This window comes from Hymenobacter properus (genome assembly GCF_015694735.1).
Lineage (GTDB): Bacteria > Bacteroidota > Bacteroidia > Cytophagales > Hymenobacteraceae > Hymenobacter > Hymenobacter properus.
The window spans coordinates 41,989-65,607 of the sequence record NZ_JADQDP010000008.1; the positions used below are offsets into that span (position 1 = coordinate 41,989).

At 58.6% G+C, this 23,619-nt stretch carries 24 protein-coding genes; 14 read left to right on the plus strand and 10 right to left on the minus strand.

The window, feature by feature from the left end; genetic code table 11:
• Positions 1–927, minus strand: coding sequence for a toxin-antitoxin system YwqK family antitoxin (locus I2I01_RS22210; RefSeq protein ID WP_196288732.1), 927 nt, complete (start codon positions 925–927; stop codon positions 1–3).
• A 289-nt stretch (positions 928–1,216) separates the two neighbouring features.
• Here I2I01_RS22210 and I2I01_RS22215 point away from each other — a divergent pair, with 289 nt between their 5' ends.
• The 3 genes from I2I01_RS22215 (at position 1,217) to I2I01_RS22225 (ending at position 3,376) form a co-directional block, all read left to right on the plus strand.
• Positions 1,217–1,807 (plus strand): hypothetical protein, encoded by a 591-nt coding sequence (locus I2I01_RS22215; protein ID WP_196288733.1) that lies wholly within the window; start codon positions 1,217–1,219, stop codon positions 1,805–1,807.
• A 168-nt stretch (positions 1,808–1,975) separates the two neighbouring features.
• The gene (locus tag I2I01_RS22220) at positions 1,976–2,983 is read left to right on the plus strand and encodes a site-specific integrase (RefSeq protein ID WP_211538120.1); all 1,008 of its coding nucleotides are present in this window, start codon (positions 1,976–1,978) and stop codon (positions 2,981–2,983) included.
• 24 nt (positions 2,984–3,007) lie between these two features.
• Positions 3,008–3,376 carry a hypothetical protein gene (locus tag I2I01_RS22225; RefSeq protein WP_196288734.1) on the plus strand — a complete coding sequence of 123 codons (369 nt, stop codon included), beginning with the start codon at positions 3,008–3,010 and terminating at the stop codon, positions 3,374–3,376.
• A 58-nt stretch (positions 3,377–3,434) separates the two neighbouring features.
• On the opposite strand, the gene I2I01_RS22230 is transcribed toward I2I01_RS22225, so the two are convergent.
• Both I2I01_RS22230 and I2I01_RS22235 read right to left on the minus strand, forming a co-directional pair.
• Positions 3,435–4,457 (minus strand): hypothetical protein, encoded by a 1,023-nt coding sequence (locus tag I2I01_RS22230; protein WP_196288735.1) that lies wholly within the window; start codon positions 4,455–4,457, stop codon positions 3,435–3,437.
• Between the two features lie 440 nt (positions 4,458–4,897).
• The gene (locus I2I01_RS22235) at positions 4,898–6,898 is read right to left on the minus strand and encodes a phospholipase D-like domain-containing protein (protein ID WP_196288736.1); all 2,001 of its coding nucleotides are present in this window, start codon (positions 6,896–6,898) and stop codon (positions 4,898–4,900) included.
• A gap of 312 nt (positions 6,899–7,210) precedes the next feature.
• On the opposite strand from I2I01_RS22235, the gene I2I01_RS22240 reads away from it, so the two are divergent.
• The 11 genes from I2I01_RS22240 to I2I01_RS22290 all read left to right on the plus strand — a co-directional run bounded on the left by I2I01_RS22240 (position 7,211) and on the right by I2I01_RS22290 (position 18,460).
• Positions 7,211–8,467 (plus strand): ImmA/IrrE family metallo-endopeptidase, encoded by a 1,257-nt coding sequence (locus I2I01_RS22240; protein WP_196288737.1) that lies wholly within the window; start codon positions 7,211–7,213, stop codon positions 8,465–8,467.
• A gap of 7 nt (positions 8,468–8,474) precedes the next feature.
• A complete protein-coding gene (locus tag I2I01_RS22245) occupies positions 8,475–9,008 on the plus strand; it encodes a hypothetical protein (protein ID WP_196288738.1) in 534 nt (177 codons plus the stop codon).
• A gap of 24 nt (positions 9,009–9,032) precedes the next feature.
• Positions 9,033–9,563: a hypothetical protein gene (locus tag I2I01_RS22250; RefSeq protein WP_196288739.1), complete on the plus strand. Its 531-nt coding sequence runs from the start codon at positions 9,033–9,035 to the stop codon at positions 9,561–9,563.
• A 107-nt stretch (positions 9,564–9,670) separates the two neighbouring features.
• Positions 9,671–11,269 carry a site-specific DNA-methyltransferase gene (locus tag I2I01_RS22255; RefSeq protein ID WP_196288740.1) on the plus strand — a complete coding sequence of 533 codons (1,599 nt, stop codon included), beginning with the start codon at positions 9,671–9,673 and terminating at the stop codon, positions 11,267–11,269.
• Positions 11,270–11,292: 23 nt separating this feature from the next.
• The gene (locus I2I01_RS22260; RefSeq protein ID WP_196288741.1) at positions 11,293–13,953 is read left to right on the plus strand and encodes a DEAD/DEAH box helicase; all 2,661 of its coding nucleotides are present in this window, start codon (positions 11,293–11,295) and stop codon (positions 13,951–13,953) included.
• Positions 13,954–14,157: 204 nt separating this feature from the next.
• Entirely contained in the window at positions 14,158–14,412 is a 255-nt protein-coding gene (locus I2I01_RS22265; RefSeq protein WP_196288742.1) for a hypothetical protein, read from the plus strand.
• Entirely contained in the window at positions 14,409–15,467 is a 1,059-nt protein-coding gene (locus tag I2I01_RS22270; RefSeq protein ID WP_196288743.1) for a type II toxin-antitoxin system antitoxin SocA domain-containing protein, read from the plus strand. Before I2I01_RS22265 ends, I2I01_RS22270 begins: the two co-directional genes overlap by 4 nt.
• 279 nt (positions 15,468–15,746) lie before the next feature.
• A complete protein-coding gene (locus tag I2I01_RS22275; RefSeq protein WP_196288744.1) occupies positions 15,747–15,968 on the plus strand; it encodes a DUF2188 domain-containing protein in 222 nt (73 codons plus the stop codon).
• Between the two features lie 182 nt (positions 15,969–16,150).
• Entirely contained in the window at positions 16,151–16,822 is a 672-nt protein-coding gene (locus tag I2I01_RS22280; RefSeq protein WP_196288745.1) for a multiubiquitin domain-containing protein, read from the plus strand.
• Positions 16,797–17,999 carry a ThiF family adenylyltransferase gene (locus I2I01_RS22285; RefSeq protein WP_196288746.1) on the plus strand — a complete coding sequence of 401 codons (1,203 nt, stop codon included), beginning with the start codon at positions 16,797–16,799 and terminating at the stop codon, positions 17,997–17,999. Before I2I01_RS22280 ends, I2I01_RS22285 begins: the two co-directional genes overlap by 26 nt.
• Entirely contained in the window at positions 17,996–18,460 is a 465-nt protein-coding gene (locus I2I01_RS22290; RefSeq protein ID WP_196288747.1) for a DUF6527 family protein, read from the plus strand. Before I2I01_RS22285 ends, I2I01_RS22290 begins: the two co-directional genes overlap by 4 nt.
• A gap of 141 nt (positions 18,461–18,601) precedes the next feature.
• Here I2I01_RS22290 and I2I01_RS22295 read toward each other — a convergent pair whose 3' ends face one another.
• The 7 genes from I2I01_RS22295 to I2I01_RS22325 form a co-directional block, all read right to left on the minus strand.
• Entirely contained in the window at positions 18,602–18,964 is a 363-nt protein-coding gene (locus I2I01_RS22295; protein WP_196288748.1) for a hypothetical protein, read from the minus strand.
• Positions 18,934–21,258, minus strand: coding sequence for a type I DNA topoisomerase (gene topA / locus I2I01_RS22300; RefSeq protein ID WP_196288749.1), 2,325 nt, complete (start codon positions 21,256–21,258; stop codon positions 18,934–18,936). Before topA ends, I2I01_RS22295 begins: the two co-directional genes overlap by 31 nt.
• Positions 21,259–21,413: 155 nt before the next feature.
• Positions 21,414–21,923, minus strand: a complete 510-nt coding sequence (locus I2I01_RS22305; RefSeq protein WP_196288750.1) for a GNAT family N-acetyltransferase — start codon at positions 21,921–21,923, stop codon at positions 21,414–21,416.
• A gap of 53 nt (positions 21,924–21,976) precedes the next feature.
• Complete coding sequence (locus tag I2I01_RS22310; protein ID WP_196288751.1) at positions 21,977–22,291, minus strand: hypothetical protein; 315 nt, start codon at positions 22,289–22,291, stop codon at positions 21,977–21,979.
• A 56-nt stretch (positions 22,292–22,347) separates the two neighbouring features.
• Entirely contained in the window at positions 22,348–22,842 is a 495-nt protein-coding gene (locus tag I2I01_RS22315) for a hypothetical protein (RefSeq protein ID WP_196288752.1), read from the minus strand.
• A 71-nt stretch (positions 22,843–22,913) separates the two neighbouring features.
• Positions 22,914–23,249: a hypothetical protein gene (locus I2I01_RS22320; RefSeq protein ID WP_196288753.1), complete on the minus strand. Its 336-nt coding sequence runs from the start codon at positions 23,247–23,249 to the stop codon at positions 22,914–22,916.
• A 28-nt stretch (positions 23,250–23,277) separates the two neighbouring features.
• Positions 23,278–23,613, minus strand: coding sequence for a hypothetical protein (locus I2I01_RS22325; RefSeq protein WP_196288754.1), 336 nt, complete (start codon positions 23,611–23,613; stop codon positions 23,278–23,280).
• Positions 23,614–23,619: the final 6 nt, after the last annotated feature.

The following is a 23,619-nucleotide window of genomic DNA, read 5'->3' on the forward strand; positions in this document are numbered from 1 at the left end:
CTACTTGCAAGCCTGCACCAGCGCCGTCACGCTCAGCGTGGCCGTGGCATCGGTGGTGTAGTTGTCGTTGTTCACGCACACGAACAGCTGGCGGGTGCCGGGCGGCAAGGTAATGGGCCGGGTTTCCTGGGGTGTATTCAACGCGGCACGCAGGCAAGCCTGGGCGTTTGCAATGGTGCCTTTGGTGGCCAGAAACTGGTCGGCGGCGGCCGGGTCGGCGGTGATGTACCAGTGGCACTTGGTGCTGACCGTGGGCGGGGCGTTATTGCCCTGCCTGGTCAGGGCCGAGGCCGCGGTGCCCAGCAGGGCCGGGGCGGCCGTCCCGCCGCTGCCCACCACGGCGGCCACGGCCAGCGCCGTGGACCACGACACCGGCGGCTGCCCCTCGTCGCGCACGTCGAGCTTGTAAACAATGCCCACCGTGCCGTCGGGAATATCCACCGTGAACACCTTGCGGCTGGTGTGCATGCAGTTGCTGCAATGAATGGTGGCATTGCTCAGCGGCAGCGCGTCCTGCATCACCGAGCGGCACTTGATTTCGCGGCCGTCTTCGCGCCAGCTCTTGTAGTCCGCCTGCTGCTGGCCGTTTACGTAGGTGCCGCGAAAGCTGGGCTGGCCGTTTTGATGCCAGCCGCAGCAAATGCCCGTGGGTTTGTCAGGGCCTTCGCTGGCTAGCTTGCCTTCCCACTGTTTCTTCCACGAGGGGTAATAATAGTTGCGCACGGTTCCCACGGCTTTACCCGCCGCGTCGTGGTGGGCAATGCGGGCGTAGGAAACCTCCTCCAGGGTTTCGGTGCGCTCCCAGTCCCGGTCAAAGTACACGGTATCGGCGGGGGGCAAACTCACCGCCGCCGGCTTGGGCCGCTGGGCCAGCGCGGGTAGGCAAAACAGGAATAACAGGGTATGGAGAGCGTAGCGTTTTATCATCGTGCGAAAGCAGGTAGAATTAAGCGGATTGCGGTCGGTAAATATAGCAGGCTGTTTTTTGGGGTAGTATGCCTGGCCAGCCCCGGGGTTAAGCCCGCCCTATATGGCGATGCCCGGCGGCCAAACTGGTTTGCCGGCTGCCGGGCGGACCTGATTAAGGTCACGCAGGATGGCGGTATTAATCATGGTGGCAGGACGGCTCCGCTGCGACCTTCACCGGGTCTTGCAACACCGCTCAAGCCATCTGCGGACTGGAATTGGCAGAGCCCACTTTTCACTGTTTCCGACCATGCGAACCTCCCTCTTCTTACTCATGAGCCTGCTTTCGTCGGCCGATTGCATGGCGCAAACGGCTCCGCTGGGCGGCGGACTCTATAAATCCGCCGAGGACTTTCGTCAGCACCACCTCACGCTGGCCGTGAACTGCCTGACCGAAACCCATAAGCTGCGCCTGCACGAATTCAATGGCAAGCCTTACGTGACGGTCGTGCACGCTGGCAAGCCCTACCAGGTAGCCAAAGACCGCCTGTTCGGGTTTCGCGACTGCGACGGGCACGAGTACCGTTTCGCGGCACGCAACGAGCATTACCCCATCCTGAATCCCGGCGAGGAACTGCTGCTTTACAAGGTGGAGCAACCCACCGTGGGGAAGAACCCCGGCTCCGTGCGACTGTACTTCAGCCCAACGGCCGCCGCGCCCATTCAGCCCCTGACCCTGCTGGCCCTGAAACAGGCTTTCCTCGACAATCACCGCTTTCATGATTTGCTCGATGCCCAGCTCCCGCCGGGCACTGACCTGACCGCCTACGACCAGATGCACCACATGACCAAGCTCAACTGGCTGCTGCACCAAAGCCGGCCAACAACGGCGGCGAAGTAAGGCGAAGTGCGGGCGGAAATTTGCACAAGCACAACAGGCCGAACCTCATAATTGAATTGCCCGCTTTCTCAATAAACTTAGGTTCCATAATACTTAGTTATCGGACCTAATTTTTGCGTACATTTGGAGCGCACTTGCAGTCCCAATTTTGCAATTGCAAAAACATAGATGGTACCAAAGGGAAAAAAGAACCTACCGGCCGTGACCGGCGAGCTGCCGGCCCTGGCGCTGGCCAACGACCTGGCCGGCCAAGTTGCACCCAACGTCGGACGCTACTTAACCCTCGGCCTCGAAGGCGCGGATAATACCCGCTTGGCGTACTCGGCCGACCTGCGCAGCTACGAAGCCTTCTGCGCCGCGCACGAGTTCACGCCCTGGCCGGCCGCCGTGGCCACGCTCGCCAGCTACGTTGCCCACCTGGCCGACATCCCGCGCAAGCTGGCCACCATCAACCGGCACCTAGCCGCCATCGAGAAAAACCACCAGCTGCTCGGGCTGCCCTCCGCCATCAGCGCGCCGGCGCTGGACGTGCTGCGCAAGGGTGTGGCCCGCGCCGTGGGCAAAAAGCAGAAGCAGGCCCCGGCCTTCTCGGTCGCCCACCTCAAAAAGTGCATTAGCGAGCTGGACCTGACTCGGCCCGAAGGTGTACGCGCGCGCGCACTCCTATTAATAGGCTTCACTGGCGCCTTTCGCCGCTCCGAGCTGGTGGGCCTGAACCTGGAACACATCGAGCTGACCGATGCGGCCCTCATCCTGAGCCTGCCCAAAAGCAAAACCAACCAGGCCGGGGAGTTGGAGCAAAAAGCTGTTTTCTACGCTTCCAACCCTCTGTTCTGTCCCATCCGGGCCTACAAGGCCTGGGTGGAACTGTTGGGGGAGCGCAGCGAGGGACCGGTGTTCGTGTCGCTCTCGCGGGGCAAAACCGGTGAAGCGGGCACTCCTTCACGTCGGCGGCTGTCGGACCGGCGCGTGAACCTGCTGGTGAAGGAGCACCTGGGCGAGAAGTATTCGGCCCACTCCCTGCGCGCTTCCTTTATCACCACCGCTAAGCTCAACGGGCAGTCCAACGAGTTTATCAAAAACCAGACGAAGCAGAAAACGGACGCCATGATTAGCCGCTACTCCCGGCTCGACGATATCATCGCCTACAACGCGGCGCACTCGCTGGGTTTGTAACTTGGCGCACCTATTATATAAGGTATGGAAAACCTGCTCCAGCCCCGACACCCACTCGATAAGTACCACCAGTCGCAGTTGGAATTCCTGGCTGCACTCCCCAAAGAGCAGCGGGCCGAGCACGCCCGCCTGTTCCGGCTGGGCAATGCCAGCTACCACTACCAGCAGCAGGGCGTGGGCGCAATCACCGAAGCCGACTACCTGGACTGGCTCGAAGGCTTGCCCGCCAACATGCGCCGCGTGGTCGAACAGGAAGGCTTTGAGCAAAGCAAAAGCAGCCTGGCGCTACGCCGGCACGCGCTGGAACGGCGCGACCAGGGCTATTCTGCCTTTATGCAGGCCATTCTGTCGCCCGAAGACTGGGAATATCAACAAAGCGTTGCCACTTCTTGAATTGCTTTACCTCTTTCCCGCTGTGATGTAGGGTGGTCATATGTCAACTGAGCAAGAGCTAGCTCACGGCTAGGGTGGCCATCTGGTGAAATGCTGCTTCGTCCAGTCGGTAACGGTCATTGATGGTCAACGAGCTCCGACTATTGAAGAGGGCATAGTTCACCGCGTTATAGGCCAGCCACAGATTGGCTGGAGTTTCCAGTTCCCGCTCTTCTTTTTGCAGGCGTTCCAGCGCGGTTCGGGCCAGCATCTTAGGCAGGCCAGTTTCAGCCAGGAGTTTTTCACGGTCGATTGGTGCAGCCTGATGAGCCAATTGCTGATACACCTGCGCCGTGAGCGAACCCTGCTGCCGCTTAAAGGCTTGAAAAATCTCGGCCAAATGCTGTTCAAACCATTCCAGACTTAGGCCTTTGTGGGTGAATTTCTTTTGCATCAATACTTCCACTTCCTGCTCACCCTCACGCCTGGTTACCTCGGTGAGCCCACGTTCCTCCACTCGTCTGGCATCCTTATGTTTTTTAGGTTTGCCATTAGCCAGCCAGGTTAGGTAGTCATCCATGTTCAGGTAGTCGTCGGCCCATCCCATTAAGCCATTCGAGCAAATCCGCCGGTAATAGCTAACCCGCATTTTTAACTCGGTATGCTCCTGCCGGTATTCTTTCAATGCCGTACCCTGCAAGGTCAGGGGTGTTTTGCCTGAGTAGGAGTTGTTGATAATTAGCGAGTGAGATAGAATGTCTGCCGGACCATTTGCCGACTGGATGGCAATTTCTGTGGGCAGAATCAGGGTAATGCTGAACTCGCCTTGCGCTGTATAGCGCACATCCAACTTGTGGCCAGCGAAATGCTCATCCGCTACCCGGCGAAGTAACTCATTTGGCACTAAGCTGTACTCAGCGCTCTGCAGAGCGAAGATACTTTTATGTCCCGGTGACATTTCACCGATAATAGCCAGCCTTCGGTCACTAGGTAGCAGCGCGTAGCCTTCGGGCAGCAACTCAATCAAAGGCTTCGTTTCGACTGGGAAGCAGATAGGTTCCCACTGCGTAGTGCGGTCAAGAGTGATGCTTTGCTGACTCATAAAACAGGGCTCTAAAGGAAGTACTAATGTACGATTATTTTTTTGAAATTGTTATTTTACATTTATTGAAATACAGTTGCGATATAACAATTGCGTTATAAAGACTGTTATTTTACAATTGTAAAAATTTATGCTTCGTAGGTTCTTTTCATTGCCGTGGTATGAATTCGATTTTCCGTTGCACATTTATGAACACTCACCTCTTTTCTCATGCGTATTTCCCCAGTGTGGTTCCCTGATACTCAATTTAAAAGCATCCTAGAGCCGGCCGTACCGAATGAAGGTGCTCGTGTATATCACGATAATGACCAATGTAGCGCAGTGCGCTTCGCGCACAATTCGCCTACGCCCTACTCAGGACGAGAAGGCCTCAGCCACTGCTTCCATTGCCAGCAACAACATGAGCGCGAAGCCCTTGGGGTAATTTAGAAACCTAGTTGCTATTGGTCGCCCAAAACGCGTCGCCACCAGCTTTGTTTTTTGCCCATCTGTACTTCCAAGAAGGCTTCCAGCTCGTCCTTTTTAAAGACCAGCCGGTCACCCTGTCGGCTGCTACTTAGCAGGTAGTCGGGAATGTCCTTGCGCAGTTTGCGCAGCGTCATGGGCTCCATGATGAGCACGGCCCGGGTGCCGCTGATTTGCCAGGCGGTAGGGTTGTGCTGCAGGATTTCGAGTAACTCCGTTCGCACTTTGTCATGCTTGCCACGGGTGTAGCCATCGAGCGAAACCACGGTGCACCACGCGGGCAGCTCCGTTTGCGGGTGCAAGGACTCACGAAACATCGCGACCAGAATTTCGCTGGAAAACGTGAGAATATCCAGCGGGAAGCCCTCCGTTTGCAACTTCTCGCAGACGCGCAGCAGGTAGCGCCGGTAGAAGGCGGTGCCGAGCTGCGACTTGAGGCGCTTGACTTGGCGGGCCAGGGTGCGGCTCACGCCGGTGTGGTCGGGCAGCGAGGCATCAGTGTAGAGCACGAGGCAGCGCTTGCGAATCTCAGTTTCGAAGCTGTCCTTCTCCTGGTTCATCGAGAGCACCACGGCAGGGTACTGGCCCACCAGGTGGTCTTCCTTGATGAGGGCCACGGCGTGGGAATTGAAACGGGTAGCGTCCAGGTCGTCGAACGCCAGCGGGTAGCGCTGGTTCTGCTCGCGCAGGCCGGCCACTTTCGACTTCGTGAACCAGTCCTTTTCCAGAAAGCCGTCGAGCCCGAACATGGACTTGAGCAGCAGCCGAATCAGCTCCGACTTGCCGCAGTTGCTGCGTCCATAGAGAATGCCGAAGATGGGGTAGTCGTAGATGAAGCCGTTGCGGGACGCGTCGTTGCGCAAATCGCACAGGAACGGGCTCAAGTACAGCCAGCACTGGAAGGTGAAGTAGTCGCGGGCCAGCTTGTCAGTGTTGCCATGAAACTGCTCGTAGCCGGCGAAATATTCAATCAGCAGGGCGGCATCGGCGGCCACGTCGGCATCGGCTACATTCAGCGACCAGGGCTGGCCGCCTCGCGTGACGCGGGCTGTGCGCCAGTCCACGGTCACGGTTTCCTCGTCGTTGTGCTCGGCCGTGCGCTGGTTGGATTTAACGTAGCGAATGCCTTCGGTGGCAATCTTGCGGTCCACGCGCACCGCGTTTTTGCTGGTCACAAGCTGGGCGGCCAGCTCGGTCAGCACTTTGGGTGGGCGTTGGGCCAGGAACTTCTCAATGACGACCGGCCCCGGAGGGGCCTGCTCAATCACGTAGATGGTAGGCAGGCCGTTGCTGGCCGTGGCGCGGGCGGGGTTAAAAATTGGCAGGTGGGAGGCATCAAGCCGCTCGTCGGTGAATGCCTCTTCGGCCACGGGCGCAGCCGACTGCTCCCGGATTGCGAGGTACTTGGCCTGCTTGGCTTCCCAGGCCACGGGGTCGTTGTCGAATACGTAGAAGCTTTCGTTCTGCACGCCGCCAAAGCCGCGCTCCGAGAGGTTGGCGCTGCCGGCCAGCACGCGGGTGTCGCCGGTGGTGCTGTTTTCGAGTAGGAACAGCTTTTCGTGCGATACCAGCTGCTGCACCACGAAAAAGCGCAGCGTGCCGGCCGCAATACGGGCATGCAGGTCGGAGCTTTTGCCATCAGACTGACCTAATGCTCCGGTCAGCTCCTCCCGGATTTCGCTGAGCAGCAGCGTTTGGAAGTGCAGCAGCTTGGTGGCGTCGTTGATGATGTCTTCGCGGCCGAAGATGATTTCCACGTCGGGGCACCAAGCAGCCAGGCGGGCTATCATCGAGATGCTGTTGGAATAGGTGAGCACCCGCACCCGGTCGTAGCCGCTGAACAGCTGCGCAGCGGTGCTCGTGGCGGCGCATTCGGCGCGGGCGTGCACTACTTCCAGGCCCGGCTCGGGGGCGCGCTCGAATAGGCTGGGGGCCGCCGGCTTGGCGGTTTTGGCGGGGGCTTTAGATGAACTCACCGGGTGGGATTAAGAGGGTAGCTGGTTGACTGGGCCACGTAGATTATCAGGCAGATACAACGAAAGTATTGGGTCTGGCAAAGTAAACTATTGCCCGATGATTTCGGGCGCTGGCCGGACAGCAGCCTTAGTAAATCTTGTTTTCAGTTCTCTGAAAGTAATCAACTGCCGCCCGCTTAATTTTACTTTTTACCAACAGATAGCAAGGCTGTTGCGCATGTAGTGGGAATAACAGGCCGAAAAATAGTCTTCGGCGAAGGTTGTACAATTTTGTACAACGTGTTATATTTGCCAAAAGAATTGGCATTCCCTATGAGCGACAACTTTGCAAATGGCCCCGACCTCCCATCCGATTTGATGGATGAGGTGCTCAAGCTGCTGGCATCGTCCGATGCCCCTTCTTTGGCGAGCCTGATTGAGCGCCGCCGCGAGGAGCTGGGGCTGTCGACGAAAGCAGCCAGCGAGATTCTGAGCATGACGCGCACCTCGTATGAGCGCCTGATAACGGGCGCGCTACAAAAGCTGGACGTGCTGACGGCCCTGAAGCTGGCGCACTTTCTCGACGTGAGCATTGAGCAGGTTATGAAGCTGGTGGCTGCTTCGGTGATGCCGGCCGAGGACTACAAGACGGTGGAGCGGGTGAAGGAGGCTTCATTCATCGTGCGGAACTTCGACGTGGCGCGCCTGCGTAAGCTCGGCTTCATCGAGTCGCTGGACTACGGGCACATCCGGGACAGGATAACCCACTACTTCGGGCTGAACTCCTTGTATGAGTACGGCACCGAGATGGCGGCCGTGCTCTACCACAAGTCCAACACGCGGGTGGAGGACAAGATGAAGGCCTTCTGGATTATGTCGGCCGTGCAGCAATTCCAGCGCGTGCAGAACCCGAACCCGTTTGATATGCGGCAGGTGGAAAAGCTGGTGACGCAGATTCGGCGCTATACCCGGCAGGAACGGGGCGGTATGCTTACCGTGATGCGGGCGCTGTACGAGGCGGGTGTGACGGTGATTATGCAGAAGGCGCTGCCCAGCACGGCCGTGCAGGGTGGCACGTTTATCATCAACAAAAAGCCCTGCATCGTCATCACGGACCACTTCAAGAGCTACCCCCGGCTCTGGTTTACGCTGCTACACGAGCTGGGCCACGTGCTGTTTCACCTTGATAAGCTGGCGGTTATTAAGTACCACCTGACGGAAGGGGTAGAAGACCTGTTTCTACTGGAAGAGCAAGCCAACCAGTTTGCCGACGAGCTGCTGCTGCCGCGGCAGAAGTACGAGTACATCAAGAATTATATCAACGTCGAGACGTTCGTGAACAGCTACGCGGCGCAGAACAACGTGCACCCCTCCATCATCTACTACCGCTACGCTATGGAGCTAAGCGAGAAGCAGGACAAGACGGGGTGGCAGTTTTACAGCCGGTTCATGCCCAAATCCGACGTGTGCACCGCCGGCCTGAGCCGCGCGCCCTGGCTGACGCTCGACACGTCGCTGGCGGCCGAAGGTGACGCCGTGCGCACCATCCTGGCTCCTACCTCCCAAAACACCCCGCAACCCGTTGCTTAGCTGACCTATGAAAGACAATTACGACCTCCCGAACGAAGACGAGTTCGACGAAAATCAGCCGCACGATTCCGAAAAGCAGGAAAGCGACGCGCAGGAGTTGGACTTTCTGGCCCGGCTCAAGCGCTTGTCCGATGACGCGCAGGAGGAAGCGGAGGGCCGGCAGGGAGCTTTTGCTTTCTCGCCAGAGGAAGAGGGGCAGGATGAGCCGTTTGGGGCCGAGTTTGCCGGCGACCAGCACAACCAGAAGGAATCCTACGACCTGAACTACGCCATTCGCCGCCTGCTGATGCAGGGGCTGCCGCGCGGCGAGGAAAACAAGGACCTGCGCCAGATGGTGTACGACGAGAAAAACTTGCTGCTGCGCGACGGCGTGGACCGCCCCGCGGGCGGCGGCACCATCGGGGCCGACAGCCGGCAGGCCAAGCCCTCGCTGGCGCGGGCGGCCTACGTGAAAACGCAGGCCTGGGCCGACCGGGGCGGCAGCGCCTACGACATCTTCCTGGAATACTACGACCTCAACAAGCAAATGCGCTTCCGCTAGCCGGCCGCTGCATCGTAGGCCAGTATGTGGAGCAAGGAAGAATTGAAAACGGCCGTGCAGCTTGCGCCGGCGGTGCTGGCGGGTTTGTTTGGCGTGGTCGTGGCCATACTCAGCTGGATGCTGGGCGGGCGGCGCGAGCGGAGCAAGTTTCGGCAGGACCTGCTGCTGCAGAACTACAATTCCATGGAGGACTTTTATGTGAGCCTACTGGAAATGCTGCACGAAGGCATTCGCTACACCGAATCACGGCTGAACTACGACGAGCATTATCGGGCCATGTCGCCGTTGCTATCGCGGGCCATGCTGAAAGCGCCCGAGGAGGTACTGGAGCACCTGCAAACGGCCAGCGATGCCCTATCGGCCTGGTCGTCAGAATACCGCCAAGGCTTGCCCGCCAAAATTGGTGATACGGGCTATGCCATGGTATCGACGCAGGATTTTCCGCACCAGGAAAAGGCTCGGGAGCTGCGGCCACTGCTGAATGATGAGATGCACAAGCTGAACGCTGTGATGAAAAAAGACCTCGACATCCGCCGCAAGCAGCTGCGCACATAGCCCTACCCTGGCCACGTGAACGTGGCCACCGTCCGCCCCCGCATTCGCAACGACCAGCACCCGGCTTCGGGCGGCTTTCTTTGCCTCACTTCCCTTACGCTCGCCGCATGCCCACCCTCCACTGGATTGGTAAAGACAAAGTCATCAACCACCACCAGGACGTTCCGTTTCGCCTCCTCGACCACCAGTACGGGGCCCTGGCCGACGGCACCCAAACCCCCGAGCCTACCGGCAGCGGCAACCAGATTATCCACGGCGACAACCTCGAAGCCCTGAAAGCCCTGCTGCCCCAGTACGAGGGCCGGGTGAAGTGCATCTACATCGACCCGCCCTACAATACCGGCGAAGAAGGCTGGGTGTACAACGACAACGTCAACGACCCTAAATTCAAGAAGTGGCTTCATCAAGTAGTGGGCAAGGAAGGCGAAGACCTTTCCCGCCACGATAAATGGCTCTGCATGATGTTCCCGCGCCTCAAACTGCTGCACAAGCTGCTGGCGGAAGATGGCGCTATTTTCGTCTCTATCGATGACAATGAACTCGCTGCATTATGCTTGGTGCTGAGTGAAATATTCGGTGACAGGAATCATATTGCCACGTTCATTTGGGAGAAGCGCACGAATCGAGAAAACAGAAAAGAAGTCTCCTACCGACACGATTACATTGTCGCTTATCGGAAAAGCAGTACCGCTCAAGGTTCCAACTTGAAGCTGCTTACGATGTCTACAGAAGCACTTTCCCGCTATAAAAATCCCGATAACGACCCAAGAGGCGATTGGAAGTCAGACCCTGCCACTGCGCAAGCCGGTCATGCAACCCAGAGCCAATTTTATACCTTGGTTGCCCCTAATGGCAAGAAGCACGAAGTGCAAAGTGGCCGGTGCTGGGTATACACTGAAGAGGTAATGAATGAGGCCATAAAGGATAAGCGGATATGGTTTGGCGAGAGTGGCAACAACGTGCCTCGGATTAAAACTTATCTGAATGCCAAAGAGAGAGGCCTAGTACCGGAGACAATTTGGTTTGCAAGCGAAGTATCAACTAATGAGGCTGCTAAGGTCGAGTTGAAGCAAATCTTCGGTGGCCGTGCTGCATTTGAAACGCCTAAGCCATGGCAGCTTATCGAAAGGGTTTTGCAAGTAGCCTCCGATAAAGATTCTATCATTCTCGATTCTTTTGCTGGCTCTGGCGCTACTGCACATGCGGTACTGAATCTAAATAAAGAAGACGGTGGCAACCGCAAAGTCATCCTAATAGAGATGGAAGATTACGCCGAGCACGTCACGGCGGAGCGGGTGAAGCGCGTGATGCAGGGCTTCGCCGGCCAGCCCGGCACCGGCGGCAGCTTCGACTACCTCACGCTGGGCGAGCCGGTGTTTACCGACGGCGGCGAGCTGAACGAGCGGGCCGGCCTGCCGGGCCTGCGCCAGTACATCTACTACGCCGAAACCAAGCAGGCCCTACCCCCCCTAGCCGAGGCCGAAGCCGACAACGCGGCGTTTCTGGCCCTGCACGACGATACGGCCTACTACTTCCACTACGAGCCCGACGCCGTGACCACGCTGAGCCACGACTTCCTGGCCACCATGCGCACCCGCGCCGGGCAGTACATCATCTACGCCGATAACTGCCTGCTGCCAGCCGAGTTCCTGACCCAGCACGGCATCATTTTCAAGAAAATTCCTCGCGACATTTCGCGCTTCTAGCTCCCGGCCCCACCCCAACTCCTATGGAGCTCAAACCCTACCAGCAAGAGGTTATCACGGACCTCACCCGTTTTCTCGACTGCGTGCAGGCCACCAAAAACCTGCCCGATGCCTTCCACGACTTCTGGGCCGCGCACCCGCGCACGCCCTTGCAGCCGTTTCCGGGCACGGCCATCGAGCCCTACAAAAACACGGTGCCGGGCGTGCCGCACGTTACCATCAAGGTGCCCACGGCCGGCGGCAAAACCTTCCTGGCAGCCAATGCGCTGCGCACCATTTTCGCGGCCTTCCCGGTGGGCCGGCCCAAGGCCGTGGTGTGGCTGGTGCCCTCCATCACCATCCTCGACCAGACGCTGCGCAACCTGAAAGACCCCGGCCATCCCTACCGGCAGAAAATCAACACCCACTTCGCCGGCCGCGTGGAGGTGTACGACAAAGCGGCCCTGCTGCAAGGCAGCGGCTTTTCGGCCAGTAGCGTGCAGGAGCAACTGAGCCTGGTGGTGCTGAGCTTCGACAGCCTGCGGGCCAAAAACAAGGAAGACCGCAAGGTGTACCAGGAAAACGGCAACCTGCAGTCCTTCGGCACGCTGCTGGGCGACGATGAGGACATTACCCTCATGAGCGTGATTCAGGCCCTGAACCCGGTGGTGGTGGTGGACGAGAGCCACAACGCGGAAAGCGACCTGAGCGTGGATATGCTCAAGAACCTCAACCCCTCGTTCATCCTCGACCTGACGGCCACGCCGCGCAAAAACAGCAACATCATCAGCTTCGTGGACGCGCTGGCGCTCAAAAAGGAGCACATGGTGAAGCTGCCCGTCATCGTATACAACCACAACGACCGGACGGAAGTCATCAACTCGGCCCTGCAGCTGCAACGCAACCTGGAGCTGCAGGCCAAGCAGGAGCAGAAAGCTGGCGGGCGCTACATCCGGCCCATCGTGCTGTTTCAGGCCCAGCCCAAAACGGCCGACGACAACACCACCTTCGAGCTGCTGAAAAAGAAGCTCCTCGACCTAAAAATCCCCGAAAGCCATATCCGCATCAAAACGGCAGGGCTCAACGAGCTGAAGAATGAAGACCTGGCTTCGCCCAAGTGCGAAGTGCGCTACATCATCACGGTGAACGCCCTGAAAGAAGGCTGGGACGCGCCGTTTGCCTACATTCTGGCTTCGCTGGCCGATAAGTCGTCGGACGTGGACGTGGAGCAGATTCTGGGCCGGGTGTTGCGCCAGCCCTACGTGGCCCCGCACGCCGCGCCCATGCTCAACATGAGCTACGTGCTGACGGCCTCCAGCAAGTTTATGGAAACGCTGGCCAAAATTGTAGTGGGACTCAACAAAGCCGGTTTCAGCGCCCGCGACTACAAAGTGGCCGATGCCGCCACCCTGGCCGCGCCCGACCCTCTGGCCACTTTCGTGCAGGCCCCGCTCAACTTTGACGCGCCTGCGCCTAGCCCGGCGGCGGACGACCTGGGCGACATTGACACCAGCCGCATTGCGCCGCTCGCGCCCGCCACTGACGAAGCCGCCGCGGCCGTGTCGGTGGCCGACCCGTTGGCCAGCATGCCGGCCACCGTGGGCTCGGTGCAGGCCATTGCCGAAGCCGCCCTGGCTCAACAGGCCGAGTTTGAGAAAACCGTGGCCGCCAGCACTGCCGGCGGGGCCACGCCTCTGCCCACCGTGCTCCAATCGCTCGTGAAGACCTACCCCATCAAGGAAATATTCCGCGAGCAGGCCGCCGCCCTGGTGCTGCCGCAGTTCTTCTGGAAGAAGCCCACCGCTACACTCTTCGACACTGGCGAAAGCGGCCAGGCCGTGCTGCTGGAAAAGGAATACCTGCTCGAAGGCTTCCCATTGGGCAAGGCCGATACCAACATCAAGTTTGACGGCGTGTCGGCCGAGCTGTACAAAGTGGACCTCGACGAAACCAAGAAGGAAGCCACGCCCAGCTTCGCCCGCATCGATGGCGACGCCAAGGAGCGCATCATGGCCTTCATCCTGGACCCGGCCCGTAAGGACAGCCGCGTGAAGAACTTCACGCGCCGCATCCTCGACCTCATCGGCAACCTCTACCCCATTGCCGACAAGGAGATTGAGCGCTACGTGAAGCGCATTCTGGAAGACTTCACCGACGAGCAGTTCACCGACTTCGCCAACCACGAGTACACCTACACCGGCAAAATCAAGGACAAGATTAAGCTGCTGTCGGAGGAGTATGCCTACAAGCAGTTCCGCAACTTCCTCGACCAGGATAAGGCTTTCATTCAGCCCGCCTACGTCTTCCCCACCCAGATTTCGCCCGGTGACACCAGCAAGGACATCACCAAGTCGCTGTATGAACAAGAGGGAAAAATCAACGGCTTCGAGGAAAAGGTCATCAACGAAATAGCCAACCTGCCCAATATTGCCTTCTGGACCCGCAACCCCGAGCGTGGCAAAGGCTTCCGCATCAACGGCTTCCTCAATCACTACCCCGATTTCATCATCCAGACGAAAAGCGGCAAAACGTTGGTGGTGGAAACCAAGGGCGACCACCTCGACGCGGAGCAGAAAATCAAGCTCGGGGCCACCTGGGCCCAAAAAGCCGGCAACGCCTTCCGCTACTTCATGGTGTACGAGCGCCGCGTGGTGGACGGGGCTTACAAGCTGGATGACTTCCTGAATACCCTACGGGAGATATAGCCACTGAATCCTTTCCTTCAATTTCGTTAGTTCAACTTTAAAGTTGAATTTCGGCAGACTTTACTACCTTTGAAGAACTTTACCGCAACATCTGCCGTTACGAGTGCAGGCATCTTTCTGACCGAGTTCAAAGCCCGGCTGGTAACGCCTCTGGTATTCTTCTGTACTGCCCCCGTTTGCAAAGGATTAAAAGCCCTGTGTAAATTGGGTTTCACCAACCATAACCTCACCGAGCACCTGCTCGCCCTCGAACCCACCGACTTTGTGCAAGGACCCACACCCGTCGCCGATGATATGCCGCCCCTCTGGGTGTTCGGGCGTAACATCTACACGTCGGAGCTGCGCGTCGAAGTATCGCTGGGTCCCATTCACCACCCGTATGCCTGCATCGCCTACAGCGTATCAGAACGCCCCATGACGTACCCCCTGCGCCAGCTTGCCCCGAAACGCAAACCATGATACCCCAGCAAATAGACAGCCCCACGGGCCCGGCATTGCTGCGGACTGAAACCGCTACGGAAATTTTCCGCAAAGAATCGTTTACCTACACCAAGCACTTCTACGAATGCAAAAAAACGCATAAGCAGTACCACACGGCCGAAGTTGAGAACCTGAACATCACGCAGATTTACAACCAGTACCGCGCGGAGCACCGCATTCTTTTTCCGGAGCAGATACGGCAATTACGTCAGCAATATGACCTAAGCGCCAGCAAAATGTCGATGCTGATGGACTTCGGGACCAATCAGTACCGGCAGTATGAGGACGGAGAAATACCCAGTACCTCGAACGCTGCGCACCTGCGCCTGGCCCGCGACCCAGGCATCTTCTGTCAGTTGGTACAGGACAAGCAGAATGAGTTGAAGCCCAACGAATACGAGCGCCTCATCAAACGGACCGAGGAGCTAAAGCGTGAGCAGAAGGCCACCACCGGTTTTATCATTTCCAAGCTGTTGCAGCGCAACCTCTGGAACCAAGATGAGATACCCTCGGCCCTGACCGGCTTCGCGGTGCCGCGCTTCGACAAGTTTGCGCAGATGGTGCTCTACTTCTACAACCACCTGGACCACGTGTTCACGGTGCGCCTGATGAAACTGCTGTTCTACGCTGATTTTCTGCATTTCAGCCGCACCGGCTGCTCCATCTCCGGCAACAAGTACAAGGCCATCACCTACGGCCCCGTACCGCAGGAGTACCAGATGCAGCTGGGTATGCTGATTGACGAAGGCTACCTCAGCCAGGACCTTGACCACACCAAACGACGCTCCGACACCAACGAGCCCGTGGTTGTGTACGAGCCTCTCAAGAAGCGTGAAAAAGAATTACTAACCGATGCCGAGTGGGAAACGCTTGATGCAGTTGCCACTTACCTCGGCCGGCTTAAAACCAACGACTTGATTGACCTGAGCCACCAAGAAGAAGCGTGGAAGAAGAACGAAGCCGACCGCAACCTGATTGACTACCAAAAATACGCCTTTCAACTATGTGCGGCGACTAAAATCCCTCACCACTAAGCTTATATCGATAATGTAGGAGTGTCTTTAAAACCAAAAAGCAGCCGCCACTAGGTGACGGCCGCTTAGGAACCGAGAAGCGAGCATGTAACGAATTGAGCCCCGTACCGTGCCGCGCTCTTCCGAGTGGACCTGGAGTTAGCCACCGGGTCACACTGCTTACAGGAAAAATTCTGTGCGAAAGTAGCTGCTTTTTTATTAGCGGCGAATGAGTGCGTGGTTTTCCGGCTCGGTCGGCCTCACGGTTTGAGGTCACAAGCTTACCCAATTACCACGACCATGGGCAAAAACGTCCACATCGTCTCCCGGCCTACTGGCTGGGCAGTCAAGACGGCCGGCGCCGAGCGCGCGGCCACCATTGTTCCTACCCAGGCTGCCGCGGCAGCCATCGGCCGCCAAATGGCGATTAATCGGGGCAGCGAACTGCTCATTCATGGGCGCAACGGCCAGATTCGGGAGAAAAACAGCTACGGCAACGACCCCGAATCCTCGAAAGGCTAATTCATTTTCTGGTTGGAATGCGCCTCGCTACTACTAGCGAGGCGCACCTCCGCTTGCTGCCTTTTGCCCATCCGGCGAATGGAGAACGGGGCTGCTCATGCAGTTTTCGCAGCAAACCAAGATTGAATTATGCCGGCCTGCGCCTGTCACTTTCACACACCTAAAACCAATATTCCAGTAACATGGACACTAGTAACAAAGGCTCGAATAAAGAGCCCGAAACCAAAAACAACACCCCCGCCAACGGTAACGCGGGAAACGCTGCCGGCAACGGTAATAATGGCAACGGCAATTCCGGCAATGGAAACGCGGGGGCTGGAAATTCTAACCCCGGTAACGGCAACGCTGGCGCTGGCAACAGCGGTGGGGCCGGCAACGGAAACGCCGGTGAAAATCCGGGCAATGGCAATGGTGGCAACCCCGGTAACGGGGGCGGTGCCCCAGGCAACAGCGGCGCAGGAAACGGCGATTCGGGTGCAAACCCAGGTAACGGAAATTCCGGCAACGGCAACTCCGGGGCAGGTAACTCTGGCAGCAGTGGTGCCGGTAATGGCAATTCTGGTGAAAATCCTGGGAACGGCAATCCGGGCAGTGGCAACAATGGCAACGGCAATGGAGGTCCTAAAGACATCACCATTATCGTAAACGGAACTCCGCATGTGGTGGCGAAGGAGGAAATGACGTTCCGAGAAATCATCGCATTGGCCGAACTGGCCAGCGGGCCGAACGTGAGCTACACGCTTACTTACCGCAGGGGCCACGGCAATAAGCCGGAGGGCAGCCTGGTAGAAGGAGATGTTGTTAAGGTTAAAGACGGAATGATTTTCAATGCAACAGCAACTGATAAGTCTTAGCCCCGACCTGCAGCGCCTTCGAAACGAAGGCTATGACGTGGAAATCAGAGCTGGTTTCCTACTCGTCAAAGGCATTCCGTACGTGAATTCGAGCCGAGCAATTGGCTTCGGAACATTGGTAACGCACTTATCAATGGCAGGGAATATCGCCACGAAACCGGCGACGCACGTGGCTTATTTCACGGGTGGATATCCTTGTGACAAGGATGGCAATCCATTGAGCAAGCTCGTCATCGGAAGCCAGCCCCAGCAGCCATTGGCTGCTGGGGTACTGGTTGACCATACGTTTTCCAGCAAGCCCTTTCCTCTTCAAGCGGGCTACTCGGATTACTACCAGTTAGTGACAACGTACGTTGCCATTATTGCGAGTGCGGCTGAGGCGCTCGACTCTTCCGTCACCGCCAAGTCATTCCCAGTGATTGAGCCAACGACCGACGAGTCGGTTTTCCATTACTACGACACGGCCTCCACCAGGGCGCGGATTTCGATGGTTACCGATAAGCTAGCGTCAGGTAAAGTAGCCATCGTGGGCCTGGGTGGCACGGGAACCTATGTATTGGACTTAGTGGCCAAAACACCGGTGCAGCAGATTCATCTGTTCGACGGCGACGTATTTTCTCAACACAATGCGTTTCGCTCACCAGGGGCTCCGTCGGTGGCGGCACTACAAGGCAAGCCACAAAAAGTCAACTACTTTGCGAGCTTGTATGGCAACATGCACCGTCACATTTTCCCGCATGACGGCTACCTGGATGCCACCAATGTCGAGCAGCTGCGGAGCATGAACTTCGTATTCTTGTGCCTCGATAAGGGTAGTGCAAAGCGGGCAATCGTCGCGGCTTTGGAAGCATTCGCCATTCCCTTTATTGATGTGGGTATGGGCATTTACCTGAATGAGAAAACCAACTCTTTGGGTGGTATTGTGCGGGTAACAGCTAGTAGCGCTCAGCAACGCGCGCATGTGCATGACAAGCAGCGCATTTCCTTCGGTGATGGTGACGAGGGCAATGAGTACCGGCAGAATATTCAAATCGCTGACCTCAATGCCCTGAACGGAGCTTTGGCGGTGGTAAAGTGGAAGAAAATGGCCGGGTTTTATCAGGACTTGGAGCACGAGCTGCATAGCACCTACACTATCGACGGCAACATCTTGCAGAATGAGGACCAGCCAGCATGAAGAGCGCCGTCCTCAACCACGAATTTGTAGAGTTCATCCCCAAGGTGTTGGAGGATGGTATGCTCTATGTGTCGATGACCTACGCCACAGCAGCACACAATTGCTGCTGTGGCTGCGGCAACAAGGTTATCACTCCGCTGACGCCGACCGACTGGAAGCTCATCTATGATGGCGAATCAATCTCCATTACTCCTTCGATAGGAAACTGGAGCTTTCCGTGCCAGTCACATTACTGGATAAAGCACGGGAAAATCAAATGGTCGGGCCAATGGTCATCGGGAGAAATTGCCGCAGGCAGAACCAGGGACCTATTGGCCAAGAAGAAGCAGTTCAAGAGTGTTGAAACTGCCATTGTTGATGAGGTAATTGTAGCTCCTGAGCCATTGCTACCAGTGAAGCCCCCCAAAGGATTCTGGCGTAGAATGTGGGATAAACTGACCTTTTCAAATGAAGCGGATTAATTAAAATCCGCTTCGGCCGCTGTCAGCAAGCACCAATGTCTCAATGTTATCTCACTCTTAAGGCTCGCAGTCCGTTTGTTGAAACGGACTGCGAGCCTTAGTTTTTTGTCCAAAAACCGTAATACTGGATAGTAAGCAGCTTCAACAAGCCTGTTTGAAATAAGCCATCTGAGTCTGGAAGGTGGCCAGCGCCTCCCCGTCCGGTAGCAAAAACCGCTGACTCGGGCTATTCGGGGGAAACTGCAGCAGCTCGTTCGGCACGTCGAGGCTCCGTAACAGCCGGTGCAGCAACCGGGGCTCCTCCTTCTTCAAATTGCCGTTTTTCAGATTGATGATGGTGGTGTAGGGAAACTTGTGCGCCTCGCAAAACGGTAGCAACCCACCCCGCGCAATCATTTTCAACCGGCTCTGGGCGTAGTGCAGCGCGTCCTGATAAGGCAGGGCCAGGCTCAGGTCGGGAAAGCTCAGGGGCGCTACTTCCGGCCCGCGTTTTTCTTCTTCCATGCTTTGTAGCTTTTAATCATTTCGGCGGCCTGCTCGGCCGTGGTGGCCCGGGCCTGCTCCTCCGTACAGTCGGGCTTAAACTTAGCTTTTACCTCTCCGTCGGTGACGTAAAGACCCCACTCGTTGCGGCCGATGGTGTATTTGCCCACGGTGGCCAGCACGTTTTTGGCGGCTTCCGCTTGGGCTTTAATGAGGTAATTGACGGCCAGCGCTGGGGTAACGGCCGCGGCGGTTATGCCGGCCGGCACGCTGAAATACTGCTCGCGCCACTTTAGGTAAACGCCTTTCGGCCCCTGCCCTACCACCACCGGCTTGCCCTCGTGCAGGCCCACTTCGCGGGGGGCCGACGCCCGGCGCTGGCTGATGAGGTCCCGAGCCTGCGCTTCGCTCAGCTGCGCGGGGCTAACACCTTCGGGAAGGTTGTAGTATTTCTCGGCGTGCAGAATATAGGGGCCGTTTTTGCCGGTGCCCAGCAGCATCTCCGTGCCTTCGAAGTGGCCGACGAGGCGCTTTTGCAGCTCGGCCCGGTCTGGGGTGAGCTGGTCGGCGGCGGCCACCCAGCCCAGCAGGTTCTGGTCGAACATGGGCACAAACTGCTGGTATGTCTGTTGGCCCCGGGCAATCTTGTCGAACACGGCCTCGCAGCCAGCGGTGAACTTGTAGTCCATCACCTTGGGGAAGTTGCGCTCCAGAAACTCCGTGACCTGGGTACCGGTGGCCGTGGGCAGCAGTTTGTCCTTATCGGCGCCCAGCGTTTCGCTGCGCTGGCTGGTGGTCAGCTGGCCACCTTGCCAGGCTAGGACCTGCGCGGTGAGCTTCTTGCCCGCGACGCTGCCGGTGCTGATGTACTTCCGGGCGAAGATGGTGCGCAGGATGGACGCGTAAGTGCTCGGCCGGCCAATGCCCTGCTTTTCCAAATCCGCGACCAGGGTGGCCTCGTTGTAGCGCTTGGCGGGTCGGGCAAAGCTCTGGCGGGCCTCCAGCTTGAGCAGCGTCAGCGCCTCCCCCTCCTGCACCGGGTGTTTGAGCGTCGTTTCCGCTTCGTCATCGGGCTCATCCCCTTCTTCCTCGGCATCCTGATACACGACCAGGTAGCCGGGGCGGGTGAGTACGCGGGTGGAACTGGTGTAGGTGTCGGCGGCATCGGCCGCCGGCGCGAGGGTTATGGTGGTCTGGTCGTACTGCGCGGCCAGCATCTGCGAGGCCAGGGCACGGGTGTATATCAGCCGGTAGAGCGCCTGCTCGTCGGGCGTGTCGCCGGCGTGGGCCTGCTCCCAATGCGTGGGGCGGATGGCCTCGTGGGCTTCCTGCGCGCCGTCCTTATTCTTGGTCTGGCGGGCCTGGAACTGGCCGGGCCCAAACTGCGCCGTAATCTGCGCCTGGGCCTGCTGGGTAGCTTCCTCGCCTAGGTTCACGCTGTCGGTGCGGATGTAGGTGATGTGGCCGCCCTCGAAAAGCTTCTGGGCCAGGTCCGACACCTTCTGCACGGTGAATCGGAGCTTTTTCACCCCTTCCTGCTGCAGCGTCGAAGTGGAAAACGCCGGCGCGGGCTGCCGTTCCACCGGCTTCTTCTCTACGCTCAGCACCCCAAAATCTGCGCCGCGGCCGACCTGCGACAAGTAGGCCTGCGCCTGGTCGAGCGCGGCGAAGGGCGCGGCCGTGCGGCGGGCGCGCAGCTGCTCGCCGTGACTGGTTTGCAGGGTGGCCACCACCGGCACGGTAAACGTGTCGGTGAACTGCTGAATCTGGCGCTCCCGCTCCACCACCAGGCGCACGGCCACCGACTGCACCCGGCCCGCCGAGAGGCCCGCCGCCAGCTTGCGGTTGAGTACCGGGCTGATGGTGAAGCCCACTAGCCTATCCACCGCCCGGCGGCCTTCCTGAGCGTGCACCAGGTGCAGGTCCACCGTGGTGGGCGCAGCCAGCGCGGCCTTGATAGCCTTTTCAGTGATTTCCTGGAAGGCGATGCGCTTGGTCGTGCGCGGGTCCAGACCCAGCACTTCGCAGAGGTGAAAGGCAATGGCTTCGCCCTCCCGGTCGGGGTCGGTGGCCAGGTACACGCCCTGGGGGCCGGCGGCTTTGGCCAGGCGGCGGAGGTTGGCTACTACGGCCTTCTTGTCGTCGCTGACGACATACTTCAGGGCGTGGCCGTGCTCGCGGTCAATGCCAATATACCCCCCGCCCACGGGCAAATCCCGAATGTGGCCCACCGAGGCGGCTACCTCGTAATCGGGCCCCGCGTAGCCCTTGATTTTTTTAATCTTGTTGGGACTTTCGACGATAATAAGCTTCATGCTGAGCAGATAGTACGCAGCGAAACTACCAAGCCCGATTAGCCCTGGGGAGAAAAAAGGACGAGTGGTAAAAAGTCGGCGGTGAAGTGCCGAAACTGGCTACGAATGGTAGTCCAGCTAATGTCTAAGCTAGGCGTTTGTTGACTAAAAGCTAGCTATGCCGTTGCTTCAAACGCCTCGTGGTAGCGCACCGTGCCCACGGGAATGTTTCCCTGGAAAGTAAGGGCCTGAAAATACGGCGGGGGCACGCCGGGTAAGACGAGGGTCGGCTCCGCCTGGAATCCGAACCGGCCGTAATAGCCCGGCTCGCCCAGCACGACGCAGCCCACCGCGCCCCGCTGACGTAGTTCGGTGAGCGCCGCGTGAATGAGCCGCGAGCCGATGCCCTGCTGCTGCCGGGCAGGCTCAACCGCAACGGGACCCAGGCCATACCATCCGACTGCCCCAGAAGAAATGACTACCGGGGAAATCGCCACGTGGCCTACCACCTGGCCAGCCGCCACGGCCACGAGCGATACTGTGAGCTGCTGGTGCCGGCGCAAAGCATCGATGATAAACTGCTCGGTGTGTGACGAATGCGGCTCGGACGCAAAGGCCACCTCGGTGAGCCGGGAAATAGCCGGCTCGTCGGCGGGCTGTTCAGGACGAATAAGGAGGGATTCCATCAGGGGAAGGTGGCCGCAGGGCCGCTATGCCAGCTGAATAAGCTGGGGTGGCACTAGCCGGCGTCGGTCTGGTTCTTCTTGAAGCGCGGGCGGCCCAGCGCCGGGGCGGGCGGCTCCACGGGGTTGTCCATCTGCTTCTGGGCCAGTTTGGTCATAGTGAGCAGGTCGGACTTGGCCAGCTCGGCCACTTTCACCAGCTCGTCCAGCGTGAAGCTGCCGGGCTTGGCCATGCGCACATTCAGAGTGTTATGCGAGATGCCGATGTGCCGGGCCGTGTCGCTGCGCATGCCCAGGGCGTGAATCAGTTCGGCCAGCGAATTATAGGAACTTGGTTTGAGCATAGCCGGGGCCGCAAAGAGGTCTAACACGAGCAAAGATTAGTCAATTTTTGCAACATTACGGCCCCCACCGCCCCGTAGTTCGGCTATTCAAAAAAGCTGGGCGCCTGGTAGCGGAGTATCTCCGCTCCATCCGGCTCGGTGATGCGGTCTAGGTAGACCAGCACGTTGCCATCGCGGGCTTGGCGCTCGTCGGCCCGCTGCCAGACAGCGTACAGCTCGGCGTAGGGGAAGAAATTCATCTGGTCGAAGCCGCTGGCAAAGCCCTGCACCATCTCCTCCACCTGCTCGCGCTGCTCATGGGAAACGTCGTTGTAGACCCAGCGCAGGAACTCGTCCGTGTCGGGTGGCAGGTCGAAGTAGGCCACCGTCTGCGGCACGGTGTGGCTGCCCATATAAAGCAGCAGCTCCCAGAGCTGGTAGTGGCTTTTCTCCCGCTGCCAGTATTCCACAATGTCGCGGCGGCCGGCCCCCACGTTCTGCCCGGCAAACTTCATCGTGCCCGGGTCGGCCGCGAGGGCTTTGCGAAAGCCGTAGTCGGTGACCCAGTCCTTTTTCGTGAGGCTCGGAAAGTTGTACATCGGGGCGTGGTCAGGGTTGGAGAGGCAAGTTAAGGCAAAGCCGGAACTGAAAAACCACTTTTTATAAGCGGCTATTCCGGCCCCGAAGTGGGTAGTGGGCTGTTCCAGTCGCGGTAGGCGGTGGTGTAGCGGTCGGCCACGATGGCCAAGCGCTCGGGCTGGTCGTCGCGCTTTATCCAGACGTGCGAGCTGCCGCATTGCACCTGGTAGCCGGGGCCCAGTAGCTGACGGGCGGCCTCGGCAAATCCGCGTAGGTCGGTTGTATCCGGCGCGGCCTCGATAAGCTGCCGTAGCTCCTCCAGGCGCTGCGCTTCGGCAGCGTCGGCCGGTTGCTGCTCCACGGCCAGATAAGCCAGTTGCGGGGCGAAAACGGGGCTATTCAGGGGCGGCTGAGTGGTCGGGGGCATTGCAAAAAGAACAAAAGGGAGAAAATGGCTACGCAACAGGCGGCTCGGGGCTGGCCAGCTCCTGCGCGAGCAGCAGCACCCGGGCATTGTGAAAGGCCTGGCCGAACACGCCGCGCTGGTAGTCGCGGGCCAACTGGCCCACGTTCACAAACTCGTAGCGCAGGCCCGTATCACCCAGCAGCTGCAGAAACTGGTCAGCCTCCTCGGCGCTGAAGCCGCTTAGGTCGCGGCCGTCGCTGAGCAGCAGCTGCACGCCGGGGCGCTCGTGGCGGCCCCGCTCGTAGGTGGTGTAAATCAGGCCCACGGCCGGCTCCCGGGCGTAATACACGGCATCGCCAACAACTAAATCCGGGGGCTGGGGCATGCTATA

Excerpts from the sequence above, each read along its gene's own strand:
- topA (WP_196288749.1), bottom strand. The coding sequence starts at position 21,258 with ATGAAGCTTATTATCGTCGAAAGTCCCAACAAGATTAAAAAAATCAAG.
- I2I01_RS22240 (WP_196288737.1), top strand. The coding sequence starts at position 7,211 with ATGAGCGACAACTTTGCAAATGGCCCCGACCTCCCATCCGATTTGATG.
- I2I01_RS22290 (WP_196288747.1), top strand. The coding sequence starts at position 17,996 with ATGAAGAGCGCCGTCCTCAACCACGAATTTGTAGAGTTCATCCCCAAG.
- I2I01_RS22270 (WP_196288743.1), top strand. The coding sequence starts at position 14,409 with ATGATACCCCAGCAAATAGACAGCCCCACGGGCCCGGCATTGCTGCGG.
- I2I01_RS22255 (WP_196288740.1), top strand. The coding sequence starts at position 9,671 with ATGCCCACCCTCCACTGGATTGGTAAAGACAAAGTCATCAACCACCAC.
- I2I01_RS22230 (WP_196288735.1), bottom strand. The coding sequence starts at position 4,457 with ATGAGTCAGCAAAGCATCACTCTTGACCGCACTACGCAGTGGGAACCT.
- I2I01_RS22260 (WP_196288741.1), top strand. The coding sequence starts at position 11,293 with ATGGAGCTCAAACCCTACCAGCAAGAGGTTATCACGGACCTCACCCGT.
- I2I01_RS22295 (WP_196288748.1), bottom strand. The coding sequence starts at position 18,964 with ATGGAAGAAGAAAAACGCGGGCCGGAAGTAGCGCCCCTGAGCTTTCCC.
- I2I01_RS22315 (WP_196288752.1), bottom strand. The coding sequence starts at position 22,842 with ATGTACAACTTTCCGAGCCTCACGAAAAAGGACTGGGTCACCGACTAC.
- I2I01_RS22280 (WP_196288745.1), top strand. The coding sequence starts at position 16,151 with ATGGACACTAGTAACAAAGGCTCGAATAAAGAGCCCGAAACCAAAAAC.
- I2I01_RS22225 (WP_196288734.1), top strand. The coding sequence starts at position 3,008 with ATGGAAAACCTGCTCCAGCCCCGACACCCACTCGATAAGTACCACCAG.
- I2I01_RS22320 (WP_196288753.1), bottom strand. The coding sequence starts at position 23,249 with ATGCCCCCGACCACTCAGCCGCCCCTGAATAGCCCCGTTTTCGCCCCG.
- I2I01_RS22210 (WP_196288732.1), bottom strand. The coding sequence starts at position 927 with ATGATAAAACGCTACGCTCTCCATACCCTGTTATTCCTGTTTTGCCTA.
- I2I01_RS22305 (WP_196288750.1), bottom strand. The coding sequence starts at position 21,923 with ATGGAATCCCTCCTTATTCGTCCTGAACAGCCCGCCGACGAGCCGGCT.
- I2I01_RS22275 (WP_196288744.1), top strand. The coding sequence starts at position 15,747 with ATGGGCAAAAACGTCCACATCGTCTCCCGGCCTACTGGCTGGGCAGTC.
- I2I01_RS22285 (WP_196288746.1), top strand. The coding sequence starts at position 16,797 with ATGCAACAGCAACTGATAAGTCTTAGCCCCGACCTGCAGCGCCTTCGA.
- I2I01_RS22250 (WP_196288739.1), top strand. The coding sequence starts at position 9,033 with ATGTGGAGCAAGGAAGAATTGAAAACGGCCGTGCAGCTTGCGCCGGCG.
- I2I01_RS22220 (WP_211538120.1), top strand. The coding sequence starts at position 1,976 with ATGGTACCAAAGGGAAAAAAGAACCTACCGGCCGTGACCGGCGAGCTG.
- I2I01_RS22325 (WP_196288754.1), bottom strand. The coding sequence starts at position 23,613 with ATGCCCCAGCCCCCGGATTTAGTTGTTGGCGATGCCGTGTATTACGCC.
- I2I01_RS22245 (WP_196288738.1), top strand. The coding sequence starts at position 8,475 with ATGAAAGACAATTACGACCTCCCGAACGAAGACGAGTTCGACGAAAAT.
- I2I01_RS22215 (WP_196288733.1), top strand. The coding sequence starts at position 1,217 with ATGCGAACCTCCCTCTTCTTACTCATGAGCCTGCTTTCGTCGGCCGAT.